The sequence below is a fragment of the Microbacterium sp. Leaf161 genome (genome assembly GCF_001423645.1).
In the GTDB taxonomy this organism is placed as follows: Bacteria; Actinomycetota; Actinomycetes; order Actinomycetales; family Microbacteriaceae; genus Microbacterium; species Microbacterium forte.
On sequence record NZ_LMOW01000001.1, the window covers coordinates 1399470 to 1413915 of the forward strand.

General features: G+C 70.3%; 14 protein-coding genes. 7 read left to right on the forward strand and 7 right to left on the reverse strand.

All coding sequences use genetic code 11. From position 1 onward, the window contains the following. The first annotated feature begins 1 nt into the window (after nt 1). The 4 genes from ASF87_RS06890 to ASF87_RS06905 are packed head-to-tail and all read left to right on the forward strand — an operon-like array spanning nt 2 to nt 3603. Nucleotides 2-994, forward strand: a complete 993-nt coding sequence (locus ASF87_RS06890; RefSeq protein ID WP_082508783.1) for an ROK family protein — start codon at nt 2-4, stop codon at nt 992-994. Then, complete coding sequence (locus tag ASF87_RS06895; RefSeq protein ID WP_056375166.1) at nt 991-1932, forward strand: 1-phosphofructokinase family hexose kinase; 942 nt, start codon at nt 991-993, stop codon at nt 1930-1932. Before ASF87_RS06890 ends, ASF87_RS06895 begins: the two co-directional genes overlap by 4 nt. Beyond that, the gene (locus tag ASF87_RS06900) at nt 1929-2798 is read left to right on the forward strand and encodes a class II fructose-bisphosphate aldolase (protein ID WP_056375168.1); all 870 of its coding nucleotides are present in this window, start codon (nt 1929-1931) and stop codon (nt 2796-2798) included. Before ASF87_RS06895 ends, ASF87_RS06900 begins: the two co-directional genes overlap by 4 nt. A 28-nt stretch (nt 2799-2826) precedes the next feature. Then, nucleotides 2827-3603, forward strand: a complete 777-nt coding sequence (locus tag ASF87_RS06905) for a DeoR/GlpR family DNA-binding transcription regulator (protein WP_056375170.1) — start codon at nt 2827-2829, stop codon at nt 3601-3603. Between the two features lie 318 nt (nt 3604-3921). On the opposite strand, the gene ASF87_RS06910 is transcribed toward ASF87_RS06905, so the two are convergent. The 4 genes from ASF87_RS06910 to ASF87_RS06925 all read right to left on the reverse strand — a co-directional run bounded on the left by ASF87_RS06910 (nt 3922) and on the right by ASF87_RS06925 (nt 9381). Beyond that, complete coding sequence (locus ASF87_RS06910) at nt 3922-6354, reverse strand: CHAT domain-containing protein (RefSeq protein WP_056375172.1); 2433 nt, start codon at nt 6352-6354, stop codon at nt 3922-3924. Between the two features lie 223 nt (nt 6355-6577). Continuing rightward, complete coding sequence (locus tag ASF87_RS06915; protein WP_056375175.1) at nt 6578-8155, reverse strand: S8 family peptidase; 1578 nt, start codon at nt 8153-8155, stop codon at nt 6578-6580. 120 nt (nt 8156-8275) lie between these two features. Then, complete coding sequence (locus ASF87_RS06920; protein ID WP_056375176.1) at nt 8276-8758, reverse strand: hypothetical protein; 483 nt, start codon at nt 8756-8758, stop codon at nt 8276-8278. Beyond that, nucleotides 8755-9381, reverse strand: coding sequence for an RNA polymerase sigma factor (locus tag ASF87_RS06925; protein WP_235558891.1), 627 nt, complete (start codon nt 9379-9381; stop codon nt 8755-8757). The genes ASF87_RS06920 and ASF87_RS06925 overlap by 4 nt, the downstream gene beginning before the upstream one ends. 158 nt (nt 9382-9539) lie before the next feature. Between ASF87_RS06925 and ASF87_RS06930 the strand changes: the two genes are divergently transcribed. Continuing rightward, a complete protein-coding gene (locus ASF87_RS06930) occupies nt 9540-9758 on the forward strand; it encodes an SCO4848 family membrane protein (protein WP_056375182.1) in 219 nt (72 codons plus the stop codon). A gap of 3 nt (nt 9759-9761) precedes the next feature. Here the strand turns inward: ASF87_RS06930 and ASF87_RS06935 are convergent, their stop codons facing one another. Further along, nucleotides 9762-10220: a GyrI-like domain-containing protein gene (locus tag ASF87_RS06935; RefSeq protein WP_056375185.1), complete on the reverse strand. Its 459-nt coding sequence runs from the start codon at nt 10218-10220 to the stop codon at nt 9762-9764. A 496-nt stretch (nt 10221-10716) separates the two neighbouring features. Between ASF87_RS06935 and ASF87_RS06940 the strand changes: the two genes are divergently transcribed. Further along, entirely contained in the window at nt 10717-11097 is a 381-nt protein-coding gene (locus ASF87_RS06940) for a hypothetical protein (protein WP_157550018.1), read from the forward strand. Nucleotides 11098-11145: 48 nt separating this feature from the next. Here ASF87_RS06940 and ASF87_RS06945 read toward each other — a convergent pair whose 3' ends face one another. Next, nucleotides 11146-12555 carry an MFS transporter gene (locus tag ASF87_RS06945; protein ID WP_056375188.1) on the reverse strand — a complete coding sequence of 470 codons (1410 nt, stop codon included), beginning with the start codon at nt 12553-12555 and terminating at the stop codon, nt 11146-11148. Between the two features lie 75 nt (nt 12556-12630). Here ASF87_RS06945 and ASF87_RS06950 point away from each other — a divergent pair, with 75 nt between their 5' ends. Next, the gene (locus ASF87_RS06950; protein WP_056375190.1) at nt 12631-13212 is read left to right on the forward strand and encodes an ArsR/SmtB family transcription factor; all 582 of its coding nucleotides are present in this window, start codon (nt 12631-12633) and stop codon (nt 13210-13212) included. A gap of 3 nt (nt 13213-13215) precedes the next feature. Here ASF87_RS06950 and ASF87_RS06955 read toward each other — a convergent pair whose 3' ends face one another. Continuing rightward, nucleotides 13216-14355, reverse strand: coding sequence for an FUSC family protein (locus tag ASF87_RS06955; RefSeq protein ID WP_056375192.1), 1140 nt, complete (start codon nt 14353-14355; stop codon nt 13216-13218). Between the last annotated feature and the right edge of the window lie 91 nt (nt 14356-14446).

A 14446-nucleotide genomic window follows, 5' to 3' on the forward strand; every position in this document is an offset into this window, starting at 1 on the left:
GATGACCAGCCCTGAGGATGCCGCGAGCATCGCCGACGTCGTGAGCGATGCGTCGGGCGAGAAGCTCGCCGCCGCACGTCCACTGGGCAGCGGCACTCCGGTGCTGGCGTTCGACGTGGGCGGCACCGACATCAAATCGGCGCTGTTCGACGCAGACGGCACGGCGCTCGGCCTTCGTCGCACGCCGACCCCTGTGGCCGAGGGCGACCGCACCGAGGTGCTGATCGAGCGGCTCGGGGTGCTCGCCGCCGAGCTGCGGGCAGACCACCCCGACGTCGTGCCGCAGGCCGCGGGGCTCGTGGTGCCGGGGATCGTCGACGCGGATGCCGGACTCGGCGTCTTCGCGAGCAACCTCGGCTGGCACGATTCTCCGCTGCGCGATCTCGCCTCGGCGAAGCTCGGCCTGCCCGTCGCCTTCGACCACGACGTGCGCGCGGCGAGCTGGGCCGAGCACCGCCTGGGCGGCGCCCGCGCCTACTCAAACTCGGTCGTGCTCGTGATCGGGACCGGCATCGCGGGTGCGCTGCTCGTGGGCGGAGAGCCCTACACCGCGGGCGGCTATGCGGGCGAGATCGGCCACTCGCCGATCGCCGACGGGCCGGTGTGCGCGTGCGGTGCGACGGGCTGCCTCGAGGCGGTCGCGTCGGCAGGTGCCATTGCTCGTCGCTACCGCGATGCGACCGGCATCAACCCCGATGGCGCGAAGGACGTGATCGCCCGTGCCTCGGCCGGCGACCGCGTCGCATCCGAGATCTGGAACTCGGCGCTCGACGCCCTCACCCTGTCGCTCGCCCAGCTCACCGCTGTCGTCGCTCCCGAGGCCATCGTGATCGGCGGTGGGCTCTCGCGCGCAGGTGGGGCGCTCTTCGACGAGCTGCGTGCCCGGCTCGCCGAACGCCTGAGCTTCCATCGACTTCCCGAGCTCGTGCCGGCCGAACTGTCGGGCAACGCCGGCATCCTGGGTGCGGCACTGCGCGCACGGGAGCTCGCATGATCCTCACCGTCACCCCGAACCCGGCCCTCGACCTCACCTGGCACGTCGACCGACTGACTCTCGGCGAGACGCACAGAGCGGATGCCGGCGCCGTGCGCGCCGGCGGCAAGGGCCTCAATGTCGCCAGAGTCGCGCACGCGCAGGGTGCCTCGGTGCTCGCGGTGTCGACTGCCGGAGGTGGCAGCGGCGTCGAGCTCGCCGCCGAACTCGGTGCGAGTGGGGTGCCTCATCGGCTCGTCCCGGTGGTGGGTGCCACTCGGCAGAGCATCGCTCTCGTCGACGAGGCGCTCGGAGACACGACGATCGTCAACGAACGGGGCGTGAACCCCTCCGATCCCGAGTGGGCGGCACTGCTCGGCGAGGTCGTCGATGCTCTCCCCGGCGCACAGGTGCTGGTGATCTCGGGCAGCCTCCCGCCCGGGGCGCCTGAGACGCTCCTTCCGCTGCTCATCGGCACGGCGCGAGACGCCGGTGTGCCGGTGATCGTCGACACCTCGGGTCCGGCTCTTCTGCACGCGGCGGATGCCGGAGCATCCGTTCTCAAGCCCAACGCCGCAGAGCTCGTCGAGGCGACCGGCATCACCGACCCCGTCGACGGCGCTCGCTCGCTGATCGAGCGTGGTGTCGATCTCGTGCTGCTGTCACTCGGCGCCGACGGAATGCTCGCGGTCACGGCATCCGAGGTGCTGCACGCTCGTCTCGATGCTCCGCTCGCGGGCAACCCCACCGGCGCCGGTGATGCCGGAGTGGCCGCGTGCGCGGTGCTCTATGCCGACGGCATCCGTGATCCGGAGACGATCCTGCGCCGCGCGACCGCCTGGTCGGCTGCCGCCGTGCTCATGCCGCTCGCCGGCGAGATCTCCGACGACTGGCCGGCGCTCGAGCAGCGCCTGGTCGTCGCCCCCTACGACCCCACTGTTCGAGAGGACCCTCTGTGACCCTGGTCTCCGCCCGAGAACTGGTGACGGATGCTGCAGCGCGCGGCACCGGCATCGGCGCGTTCAACGTGATCCACCTCGAGACCGCCGAGGGGCTCGTGCGCGCCTCCGAGGCAGCGCGCCTGCCCGTGATCCTGCAGATCTCGCAGAACTGCGCCGACTATCACGGCGGACTCGAGCCGATCGCATTGGCGACTCTCGCGGTGGCGAGACGCGCGCAGACGCCGGTCGCCGTGCACCTCGATCACGCTGAGCGACCGGAGCTGGTCGATGAGGCGATTGCCCTGGGGTTCGGCTCAGTCATGTTCGACGGCGGAGCGCTGCCCTACGACGACAACGTGGCGATCACCGCGGCCGTCGCCGAGCGGGCGCATGCCGCAGGCGTCTACATCGAGGGCGAGCTGGGCGAGGTCGGCGGCAAAGACGGAGCCCACGCACCGGGCGTGCGCACCGACCCCGATGAGGCCCGCGCATTCGTGGCGGCGACCGGCGTCGACGCGCTCGCCGTGGCGGTCGGCTCGTCGCACGCGATGACCGACCGCACGGCATCCCTCGACCTCGAGCTCATCGCTCGACTGCGTGAGGCACTCGAGCGCAGCGGTCGTGACGAGCAAGCCGTGCCGCTCGTGCTGCATGGCTCGTCGGGCGTGGCGGATGCCGTCATCTCCGACGCCGTGCGCGCGGGAATGACCAAGATCAACGTCTCGACGCACCTGAACGGTTTCTTCACCCGAGCGATCCGTTCGACGCTCGACGCCGACGAGAAGCTCGTGGACTCGCGGAAGTACCTGACCCCGGCCCGTGACGCGCTCGCCGGGGAGGCCGCGCGGATGCTGCGCCTGTTCGCGCTCGAGTCCGCGGGGTGATTCGTGTGAATGCGGGCAGGATGGTGACATGAAGCGCGCCGCCCGCCTGAATGCGATCCTCGACCTGCTGGCCGAGGACGGCGAGGTGAATGTCGACGAGCTCGTCGAGCGCTTCGGCGCCTCGGCCGCCACCACCCGTCGCGATCTCGACTCGCTCGCCGAGCAGCGTCTGCTCACCCGCACGCACGGCGGGGCGGTCGCGCACTCGGTCGCCTACGAGCTGCCTATCCGCTACAAGAGCCACCAGCGCGCGCACGAGAAGGAGAGCATCGCCCTGGCCGCCGCCGCCCTCGTCGCGCCGGGCATGGTCGTCGGGCTGTCGGGCGGAACCACGACCACGGCCATCGCCGCGGCACTCGCCGCTCGAGACGATCTCGCGGCGGGGCCCGGCATCACGGTCGTCACCAACGCCGTGAACATCGCCGCGCAGCTCGCGACCCGACCCGACATCAAGGTCGTCGTCACCGGCGGGGTGATCCACTCGCGCAGCTATGAGCTGGTGGGCCCGTTCGTCGAGCAGCTGCTGCGAGGGGTGCGGCTCGACATCGCCTTCATCGGGGTCAACGGCATGGATGCCGCGGCCGGAGCCACCACGCAGGACGAACGCGAAGCCGCGGTGAACCGGATGATGGCCGAGCGAGCCCGCCGGGCCGTGGTCGTCACCGACAGCAGCAAGATCGGCACCGTGGCATTCGCGGCCGTCGGCGGCTCGGAGCTGTTCCCCGTTCTCCTGACCGACGACGGGGCGGATGCCGCGACTCTGGCCGCGTTCCGCGACGCGGGTTACGAGGTCCTGACAGCCTGACCAGCTGACTGCCGGACCTGCCGACTGTCGGCCCTGGTGGCTTGCCCGGTGTGCTCTGCCTCGGCCCACCCACCTCGGGCGCGAGCATCGCCCGCTGCGTCCCCTGTGCGGACTCCTGGTGGGGGTGCCGCGACCCCTCTCGCGGCACCCCCGGAGCAGATGGTGACCTGTCGTTCCCTCACACTCCCCAGTGCACGAGGGTTTTCCCCAGTTCGACTGCGCCTCCCTCGCGCTTCGTTTCCGAAGCCCTTCGCGTGGCACCTTCTGGAGATAAGGAGCCGGCCACCGATGTTCTGATACATCGACTGGAGAAAAGATTCAGAGTCCGCTTCCGTGGCACTGGAACGGCGCACTGAGTCCGGTGGATTCGGATGCCGCAGCCAGCGCGACGGCCGGTCGCGCGCCGGCTGCCAGCTCGACGTGCACCGCGCCGAGCAGCTCGCAGGCGATGTCGTCTGCCACCACCACCGGTGCCGCGATGACGCAGCCGGTGCCGGCGTGCAGCCAGACCCTCGTCATGCCCAGTGCCTCCTCGCCCCAGCGCACCGAAGAGCGGCCCAGCTCGCAGGCCGAGAGCACCACCGTGGCCGGCGCCCGCGAGATCAGGTCGACGTCGTAGCCGAACAGTGTGCCGTCGTGGAGTTCGAACCCCGAGAACAGCGGGTTGTCGACCGCGTGACGACCGTGGGCGGCGATGTGCAGCACGTCGACGTGCGTGGCGAGCTCGGTGACCGCCGCGACGCGGGCATCGTCACCGGTCAGGATCGTCGCGCCGCTCCAGGCCGCCGCCGCCCGGCGCACCTCCTCTTCCGCGCGCGCGACGCGGGGACCGGTCGCGAAGCCCGCCTGCCTCCTCTGTGCGGAGAGAGGTCGGCCCGAGTCGCCGAGCCAGCGCGAGACGGAGGTCGCGAGGGTGAACGGCGTGCCGGCCATGCCCGGGAGCATCGCCCAGGGGATGCCACCGAGGATGCCGGGCACGGTGAGGGCGAGACGAGCCGCCCCATCCGTCGCGGCACGCGCCGGGGCGAGGAGCGCGTCGTCGAGCAGGCGCAGCCTCTCGTCGAGCGACCGCTGCACGACCGATGCCATGGGACCGGCATGCGTGAGCGCCGCGACATCGAGATCGGCGCGGAGGCCGTCGAGTGCGGCCTCGATGCGCGGCAGAGACAGCTCGACGATCGATGAACCGGATGCGGTCACCACGACGCACAGCAGCTCTTCGCGGGTGAACACGTAGGCGAGTATCGCCGTCTCGTCATCGAGTCTGTGCCTGGTCTCGACAAGCGCGAGGCGTTCGCGATTTCCACCGGCCCCGGTCGATGACCACTGCCGGTCGCGCACCCGGTCGCGCAGCTCGCGCACCCGAGCGTCCGTCGTCCAGTCGGACCCCGCGAGGTCGGCGCGGAGCATTCGCAGCTCGGCCAGATCGGACGACAGCTCTGCGTCGTGCGGGGGACGCACGGGCGCGACCTGCTGGCTCAGGTGCCGGGCGCGCTCCGACCACTCGAACAGCACCTCGGGGTCGCGTGATCGTGCCGCGGCGGCGAGCCCGGTGAACATCAGCTCGGTGCCGTGCATCGCGAGGGAGGCCTGCAGGTCGAGGGCGCCGAACGACTGCTGCCACGCGGTGAGCAGGTCGAGACCCTCCGCAGCGAAGCGGCGGGCGTCGGCATCCCTGCCCGCGGACGCCGCCCGCACCGCACGCACCTCGTGCTCGCGCAGACGCAGCGGAGTCGGGGCGTCGCGGGTGAGCCGAGGCAGCCGCCCTCCGTCAGCGAGGCGTGCCGTCAGAGACAGGGCAGTGGCCTCTGTGCGGAATCCTCCACGGGCGAGCGCTGCGGCGGTGCGCGCGAAGTCCTCGGCCATGGGCTGGGTCGTCGGACGCGCGCGCAGCCGGGCCTCGAGACGGACGGCCTCCGCGCGAGCGGCCCAGCCTTCGCTCCCCAGAGCGGTGAATCGGCGGGAGGCCGTCGCGGCGGCACGTTCGGCGGAAGCCGCGTCGTGGCGGAGAAGTGATCGTGCGAGGTGGAACTCGGCCTCGCCGCGGGCCTGCCGCATGCGCTGCGCCCCGAACTGCACCGCGACGGCGCCGAGCAGTTCTTCGGCCTCGGTCGTGAGGCCCGCATCGCGCAGCACCTCGGCGCGGTCGAGGTCGCTGATCGCCGCGGCGAGGTCGCTGGTGGCCGCGAGGATCGGGCGCGAGCTCGTCATCAGTCCCAGTGCGGTGACGAGGTCGCCGCCCAGCAGCGCAGCGTAGCCGAGGTTGTGGCGCGCCTCGGCGAGGGGTTCCTGTTGGTCGTGCGCCTCGTAGGCGGCGATGGCGCGCTGCAGATCGGCCGCGCAGTCGTCGAGTCGGTGCCGCTGCATGCTGACGATCGCTCGGCTCATCAGCAGGTTCGCGCTCTGGATCGACCCGTCGTCGAGGCCGTCGATCGCCCGCGTCAGGAACTCGTCCGCCTCATCGAGGCGCCCACCGTGCATCAGCAGAGTGCCGAGTTGCCCGTTCGCGAGGGCGATGGTCTCGGCGCTGAGCCCCGGTCGCGACAGCGCCGCGCGCGACAGTCGCTCGGCCTCGGCGGGCTCGCCCGTCTGCGCGAGCACATACGCCAGGGTCCCGTCGATGCGGGCACGGAGGTTGTCGTCGTCGGTGCGGGCGGATGCCGCGGCCAGAGCGCGCCGCGCCTGCGCGAACCGTCGGGAATTGGCCGCGTCGACGCCACGCCGGTGCAGCTCGCGCGCAGACAGGGGCATTCAACCAGAATGCCGGTCGGTGCGGTCTCAGGGAAGGTCTGTGACCGCATCCGAGGTTCTTTCCGCCGGTAGGGAGCGTTCGTCGCGCACGTCCTGTGCAGTCAGGCCATGGCCCCTCGATCCGCAACCACAGCACACTCAGAGGTCGGGACCTCAGGTCCAGCGCGGAGCGCTCTCGCGAGTGGTGGTCGCTCTGGGGGTGCCGAAATGAGACACCTTTCACCTACCCTCGTTCGACCGGCGTCGGCAGCGTCTTGAGCACGGCGGCGACGGCCTTGGCCGCGGCATCCGCCTTCACGCCCTGCGGAGGCACCGTGCCGAGCTGCGCGGCGATCCGGCCCGCGACGTACGGAGCCGCGAACGACGTGCCGCTCCAGATCGCGAAGCCGCCGCGGTAGTCGTCGGGGTCGATCGTCTCGCGGCGCAGCCCGTCGACGTCTGCCCTCGTGGCCGCCTGCTCGCCGCCGACGAACGCCGGCGAGGTGCTGACCACCGCGGCTCCCGGCGCGTACACCTGCACCCACGGACCGACGTTCGAGAACAGCGCGACCGAGCGGGCGGAGGGGTTGAGGGCGCCGACCGACACGTGCGGGGCATCCTTGTCGCGGGGGATGCCGTTGTCGGCACCGGGCCACGGCCAGAGGGATGCCGGGAACGACGGTCGATCGATCGCGTCGTTGCCCGCCGAGCACACGACCACGCATCCGAGCTGGCGTGCCGTGGTGAGCAGCGCGTTGAGGGTCCTGCTGAACTGACCGTCGACCGGAGTCTCGTGGTAGTAGCCGAGCGACAGATTCAGGACGTCGATCGGATGCCCGGTCTTCGGGTCCTCTCGGTGTCGGCGAAGCAGCTCGACCACTTGCGCGACCGTCGAGAGGAACGTGCTCTCGTCGATCACGCCGAGCGCGCCGGCCATGCGGATCGACAGGATGTCGGCCTCCGGGGCGGTCTGCCGGATGATGCCCGCGATGAAGGTGCCGTGACCCGCGACCGCGTCGATCTCGCCGTCGAGCTGCCCGTACAGATCGGGGTAGCGCTCGGGATCCGCGTCGTCCGTGAGCCCGACCGGCACGCCGTCGAGCTCGATATGCCGGGTGACGATCTCGTCGGGCAGCCAGTCGTGCACGCCGCATCCGGTATCGAGCACCGCCACCACCGGGCGACGGCCGCGCTTCGGAGCGGCAGTGCGCTGGGGTGCGGGGCCGAGCCAGGCGACCGGCTGTCGTGCACCGCGGCCTGGTTCGAGGTAGTCGTCGCTGCCGCCGGCGCCCCCTCCGGCGCCGCGCACCGGGTTGGTGCGGCTGAACGGGTTGGTGCGGCTGAAGGGATTCGTGCGGCTGAACGGATTGAGACCGACAGGATCGATCGACAGCACGTGCTCGAGGCTGGTCCGCGGCATCGGTGTCCCCGAGCTGCGTCGTGCGCGCTGCAGCACGCGCCAGGCGTCGGGTGGCACGGGCGATTCGCCGCGGACGGGCTCGTCGGGGGTCGTGAGATGTGCCCGGAGGAAGCCGGGCACGCCGGGCACCAGCGGGTCGGCGGCGCGGACAGCATCCGGAGACTCGATGTCGAGGTTCCAGCCGAACGATCCGGCTGCCGCTCGCAGCTCACGGATCTCCGCGTCGTACGCCTCCTGGCCGTTGTCGACCTGGTCCTGCGTGATCAGCAGGCGCTCCTGCAGATACGCGGTCGGGAACGCGCGGACTCCGTCGACAGGCTCGACGGACGGATCCAGTGCCGTCCCTCGACGGATCGACCCTTCTGCCCGGTCCTGCCAGCTCCACCCCTTGGGCTGCTCCATCGTCGGTCCTCTCCTCGCGGGCGAACCCGCGTCCTGTGCGGGGAATCCTGCGAGGTGCGGGACTTGCCCTGCGGTGTGTGCGGGCGGTCCCGCGGTGTGAGCGGGTCGCCCCGCAGTGGATCACAACTCGAACTGCGGGGTCGACAGGGTGCGCTGCTCGTCGCCGACCGTGGTGGTGAGGCGCACGAGCGTCAGCCCGTCTGGTACGTCGTCGAACACGAAGCGGCCCGTGTCGCTCGCGGTCGTCGTCCGGATCCGCTCGCCCTGGGCGAGTTCGATCAGGCCGGCCGCAGTGTCGACCCAGCCGTCGATGCGATGCGCGCCGCTCGCCGTGCCCGTGACATGCAGCAGGATGCTCGTCGTGCCGTCGCTGAACTGCAGCGTCAGGGCGTCCGCGTCTCCGCGCACGGCACCGAGCGGCTGCTCGACGAGGGTCAGCAGTGCGTATTCCGCCGACAGGCCCTCGGTCGCGACGGCCGCGATCATGCGATCGATCAGCGCTGCGGGCATCGGATCGACATCGCGCCACAGCGAACGCAGGTGCGCGAAGAGCTCGGCATCCTCGTGGTTGTCGCCGCCGTTGTTGCCGTCGTTCTCGCTCATGAGGCGCCTCCCGGCCGAGGTGTCGGGGCATCGAGCAGGTCGCGCAGCTTCGCGAGGCAACGCTGGCGGGTGGGGCCGATGCTGCCCACCGCCATTCCGAGGTCAGCGGCGAGTCGTGCGTAGTCCGGCCGTTCCTCGAAGGCGATCACCCGCAGCAGACGCTGACACCTCTCGGCGAGACGCTGCACGGCAGACCAGAGTCGGCGGTTCTCGTCGCCGGTGGCGGCGCGGTCTTCGGCGGAGGCCTGTTCGGGGAGCAGCGCGTCGAGAGCATCCGACTCCGTGGTGTCGACCCTGTTGTGGGCCTTGCCCGCCCGCCAGGCCTCGCGTCGGGCGGTGGTGGTGAGCCAGGCCGAGACGGCCTTCGGGTCGGCGATCGATCGGTGTCCCCGCACGAGCTGCAACCAGGTCGTCTGGATCACGTCTTCGGCGAGCGTGCGCTCGAGACCGTAGGCGCGCACGACGTGCCAGAGCACAGGAGTCATCAGCCGCACGAGGTCGTCCATCGCGCGGCTGTCGCCGTCTCGCCATGCGTCGAAGAAGTCGGCGGCTCGCCTCCAGCGTGCCGCACCGTCGTCCGGTGCAGGATCGAGGGCGGCGCCGTCGGGTGCGCCGTCGATCATGAGTCCCATTGTGATCACACCAGTAAGGAGCACGGCAAGCGTTTGGTGATACATGGACTCGGTCAGTTTTCCGGAATATCGGTTGCGGCTGTCGGGGCCCGATCTCGCGGCGTGCCGAAAGCAGGAGAGAGGGAGGCCGCGGGCGATACCGTGGAGAGGTGATCGCCCTCGCTGTCGTCCTCTTCCTCAACGCCGCCTTCAACGTGCTGGTGTGGCCCCGCTTCTACAAGCGCGTCGCGACCGACCCGCGGGCACGGGATGCCGACGGCAAGGCGACGACCTTCCTGAAAGTGCACGCCGTGCTGATCGCGATCGCCCTCGTGCTCGCGCTGGTCTCGGTGCTGGTAGGCGTCGCGGCGCTCGCCGGCGCACTCTGACCGTCAGTCGCGGGCGACCGGCTGCTGCAGCTCGGTGATCCAGTCGGCCTGGTCTTCGGATTCCGACTGCAGGTAGACCTCGCGGCACGGACCGACAGCGGTTGCGCCCCGCTCTGTGATCGCGGCGTTCACCGCGCCCCAGCTGTCGTCGATCGTCGCCATGGATCCGTGGTGGGTGGCGGTGAACGCCGACTCGACCGCGGGCAGCTCGGCGATCACGAGGCCGTCGATCGCGGGACCGTCGTAGGTGAAGCCGACGGTGATGCGCACCCCGTGCCGGTCCATGTCGTACTCGGCTATCGGCAAGCCGGGGGTCGCCCCGGACGCCAGCAGCGCGTCGGCCACGCGGTCGAACAGCGGCCCGACGACTGCGGCGACCTCGGGCTGTGTGTCGACTTTCTCGGTCAGGGTCGCGAGGCGGACATAGGGAAGAGGCTTCTCGCTGATCTCCAGGGCTGACATCGTCGTCTCCTCAGGTCGTAGGTGCGTGCCGCCGATACTACGCGCGGACACCGACATCCGTCACAGTCCCGGTCATCCACCTCGCGAGGATCCGTAGGAAATCGGGGAAGTCCTCCGTCGCTCCTCCGAGACGTGGCGGAGCCTCTCATCTGGCGGAGCAGGATCTGTGGACGTAGGGTGATGACGCCGCGGGCCCTGGCCCGTGAGGGAGCCTGGGGGTCTGATGCGAAGTGGGACGAGTGCGAATGAGGCGGCACGCCCGACGTCACGAGAGAGCGTACGACTGTCGCCCAATCGGACGCTGGTGTGGGGAGGGGCGCTGCTACTCGTTGCCGCGCTGGGTCAGACTGCCTATTGGGCGGTCTATCCGCTGTTGTCCTGGCAGTCCCAAATCGTCTATCTCCCCGCCGCGGTCATACCAACCCTCGTTCTTGCGGCTCTCATCGTGTTCGCGGTGGGGGTGCGCGGCGGTGGCAGCGTGGTGGGGAAGAGTGTCGTGGGCAGGATCTCCCTGATCGGCTTCGGCGCCTGCCACGCGTATGCCGGATGGTTCGAGTTTCTCGGTCTCCAACTCTCCGAACCTCTTGCGTACGGCCTGATCGTGGCCCCGGTCCTGGGCTCAGTGCTCCTGATCGTCTCCGTGACCGTCATCGCGTGGAGGGGAGCTCTGCCGAGCCCGTGGCGTTTTGCTCCTGCGCTCATCGTGTCCGCACTCATCGCTCGGTACTGGCACGCGCTCGTCGTTCAGGAGGACGCCGTCGCCTTCATCAGCATCGATGCCTCCGTGATCGTCGCCCAGCTTCTGCTCGGGATCCTGTCGCTCTTCCTTTCTTTCCGTGTTGCGAGACTCCCCGACAACTCCCGATCATCGGCGTGAATTATGGTGCTGACACTCGCCATGCGATGGCTGCGGCGTACGTGAGGGTCAAGACGCCTCGTACTGCTTCGCGTGCTCGGCCCAGCGGGACTCGACGGGCAGAGCGCGCAGCGCGCGGTTGCCGAGCGCCAGGGAGACGGCGACGATGCACAGCGCCGCGCAGACGAGAATCGTCCATTCGCGGCCGATCCAGGTGAGGCCGAAGCCGGCGATCAGCGGCGCGAGCGGCAGCGCGCCCATGCCGAGAACGCCCGCGGCGCTGTTCGCCCGCCCGAGCAGCTGTGTCGGCGTCGCGACCATGAAGTAGCCCATCATCCCCGCATTGAGGGCGGGAAGCAGCAGCACCGAGGCGCCGAGCACGACGACGATCGCCCACGGCTCGGTGACCATCGAGAGCAGGATCGAGCCGATCGCGCCTCCGGAGAGACCCGCGATCGCGAGGACTCCCGTGCGGATGCGGGGCACGAGCATCGGAGCCACGATCGCCCCGACGAGCATGACCGCACCCACGCCCGCGCCGAGCGAGCCGATCAGGAGCTCGGAGTAACCCGCCTGCTGGAGCGCGTACATGACTGTCGTGATCGCGGCGTTGAAGCCGAGGTTGATGATCGTGATGATGAGGAGCACGCCGCCCAGGTCGGGTCGGGAGAACAACCAGGTGAAGCCCTCGCGGAGCTCTGCCCACGCGCTGGTCTTGCCTCGCGCACCGGCGTCCGATGCGGTGTCTGCGGGAAAGTCCAGACCATCCGCCGGATCCGCGGCGAGCCCCGCGGTGACATGCCCGTCGCCGATCGGATGCTCTCCGACCTCCGCGCCGGTGCCGTCGGCATCGGCCTCGGCCCCCGTGTCGGCGATCCCGGCGCGGCGCGCCTGCCGCTGCAGCATCCATGCCGTCACTGCGGCGACGGTGTGGCAGAGAGTCATGACGACGCCGACCAGCCAGCCGCCGACGCCGAGCAGCAGCCCGCCCAGGGGGCCACCGGCCAGCTGCAGCGCGGCATCCCGACCCTGGTTCGCGGCCTGGGCCCTGCCCATCGCGTCGTCGGGCACGATCTCCTTGATCGCGCTCTCGCCGGCGACGTCGAAGAGTCCGCTGCGCGCGGCCAGCAGCACGTTCGCCGCGAGCAGGGTGCCGAAGGTGAGGGCATCGGCGAGAGCCAGCACCGTGAATGCCCCCGCCAGCAGGATGCCGATCAGCGAGCCGATGAGCATGAGCAGGATGCGCCGGTGTCGGTCGGCGAGAATGCCCCCGGCGAGTGTGAGGACCAGCCGCGCGACCATGCCGGCGCCGCCGATGATGCCGGCCTGAGCAGGGTCGTCGGTGACCACCAGGGCGAGCAGGGGGATCGCGAAAGCGAACAGCGTCGCCGCGAGACCCTTGCTCGTGTCGCTCACGAGCCAGGTCAGATACCGGGCGTTCCGCCAGAGCCGGTGGGGTTCGGTCATGGTCGTCGTCATGCTCTCGAGAGTACTTCCGCAAGAAGACTTGCGCAACTACTCTTGCGCAATGCTTCGTGCGAGTAGGATCTGATCATGGGCGACGGCATTCACGGCGAAGATCCCGTATGGATGACGACGGCCATGCTCAAGGCCTACACGCATCCACTGCGGCGACAGATCCTTCGCCTGCTCGCCCGCCGCGATCACATGCGCGCGGCCGACATCGCCGCCGAGCTCGACGTCGCCGCGAACAGCGTCAGCTTCCACCTGCGCACTCTCGCTGACGCGGGCCTCATCGTCGAGGCTCCTGAGCATGCCCGCGATCGTCGCGACCGCGTCTGGGCGCCTGTGAAGGGCGCGATGAGCGTCGGCGACCCCGACCACCCGGTGGCCGACGAGGAGCTCGGCGACGCCGTCGTGCGAGCCGTGGCCGCCGAGCATCAGGACCTTCTCCAGCGTGTGATCGCGTGGTCGCCGGAGTACTACGGAGGTCGAGCCTCGGGCATCCATGCCGTGTTCCAGCAGCGGACCACCCGGCTCACCGAGGCCGAGTTCACCGCAGTCATGGAGATCTTCGACAAGGCGGTGGCCGAGGCTGAGGCCGCGCATGACGATGATGACCCCGAGGGCCGCTTCTGGCAGATCGATCTCGTCGCCGCCGACGACACGATTTGACCCCTACGCGCCTTCTGCCTCGGTCTCGCCCTCGGTCTCCTCTTCCGGCTCCCTGTGCCCGCTGAGAATCAGGATGCGGCGCAGCTGCATGGCCGCGAGCACGCCGGGGCCCATCGACCGCCGCACATCGATCGTGCGGTCGTCGACGGTCTCGAGCAGCAGCCTGATCGCGCGGGCGGCCTCTCCTCGAGCGCGGTGATCTGCGGGCGTGAGCGGATCCTGCTGAGCGATGACCTCGGCGACCGCGTGGCACGCGGCCGAGAGCGGCTCGGGCAGCGCCGCATCCAGCTCGAGCGCGCCAGGGCGATCCCAGATGGTGTCGGCGATCTCGTCGGAGATGTCGCGGATCAGGTGAGCGATGCGATCGAGGCGCGTGAGTTCCTCGTGGATGTGCCGTGTCTCTCCTCGGCGTCCGAACGCGCGCGGGTTGCCCCGCCGGCTGTCGTCGGCATCAGAGAGAGCGGTGCGAAGCTCCGACGTCGTGTCGGCGAGCGATGACGCGTCGTCGGCCCATTGCTGGTGCTCCGGCGGCCACGACTCCGAGACGGCCGAGCCGATGTCGTGCAGGTGCTCGCTCAGCTGCGTGCGGAAGGCGTCGACCTTCGCCGCGGCGGCGAGCGTGAGCGGAGCGGGGGCGATCACCAGGTTCACGATGAGCCCGACGACCACTCCGACCCCCATCTGCACCAGGTAGCCGAGGGAGTACTCGTCGGCGTTCTGACCGCCGACGATCAGCACGAACAGCGCGGCCATGGGCACGTACTCGCGCCCGACGCCGAACCAGCCGGTGCCCGAGACCAGCACGCCGACGCCGACCACGGCCGGGATGGACCACCACGTCGGCCCGACGGTCAGCACGACCACTGCAGCCAGGGCGATGCCGGTCGCGAGTCCGAGCAGGGTCTGCAGGCCCGATCGCACCGACCCCATCAGCGTCGGATACATGCTGACCAGCGCGCCGAGCGGAGCGTAGTACGGGTACTCGTCCGTGACTCCGGGCGTATGCGGGGCGATCAGCCACGCGAGCCCGACCGCCAGTGCGGTCTTGGCGACGAGCAGCAGCCGGGCGGGGTCGACCGCCTCGCGCAGCGAGCGCACGATGCCAGGGCGGCGCGCGCGCACTCGTGTTCTGATGTTCGTCACGGCATCCTCTCGTCATCCTCCCCGAACGGATGACGCTAGCCGTTCGGCATCCGTCCTCGCACCTGGTTGCATCTGGCGGCGAGGGCAGGTA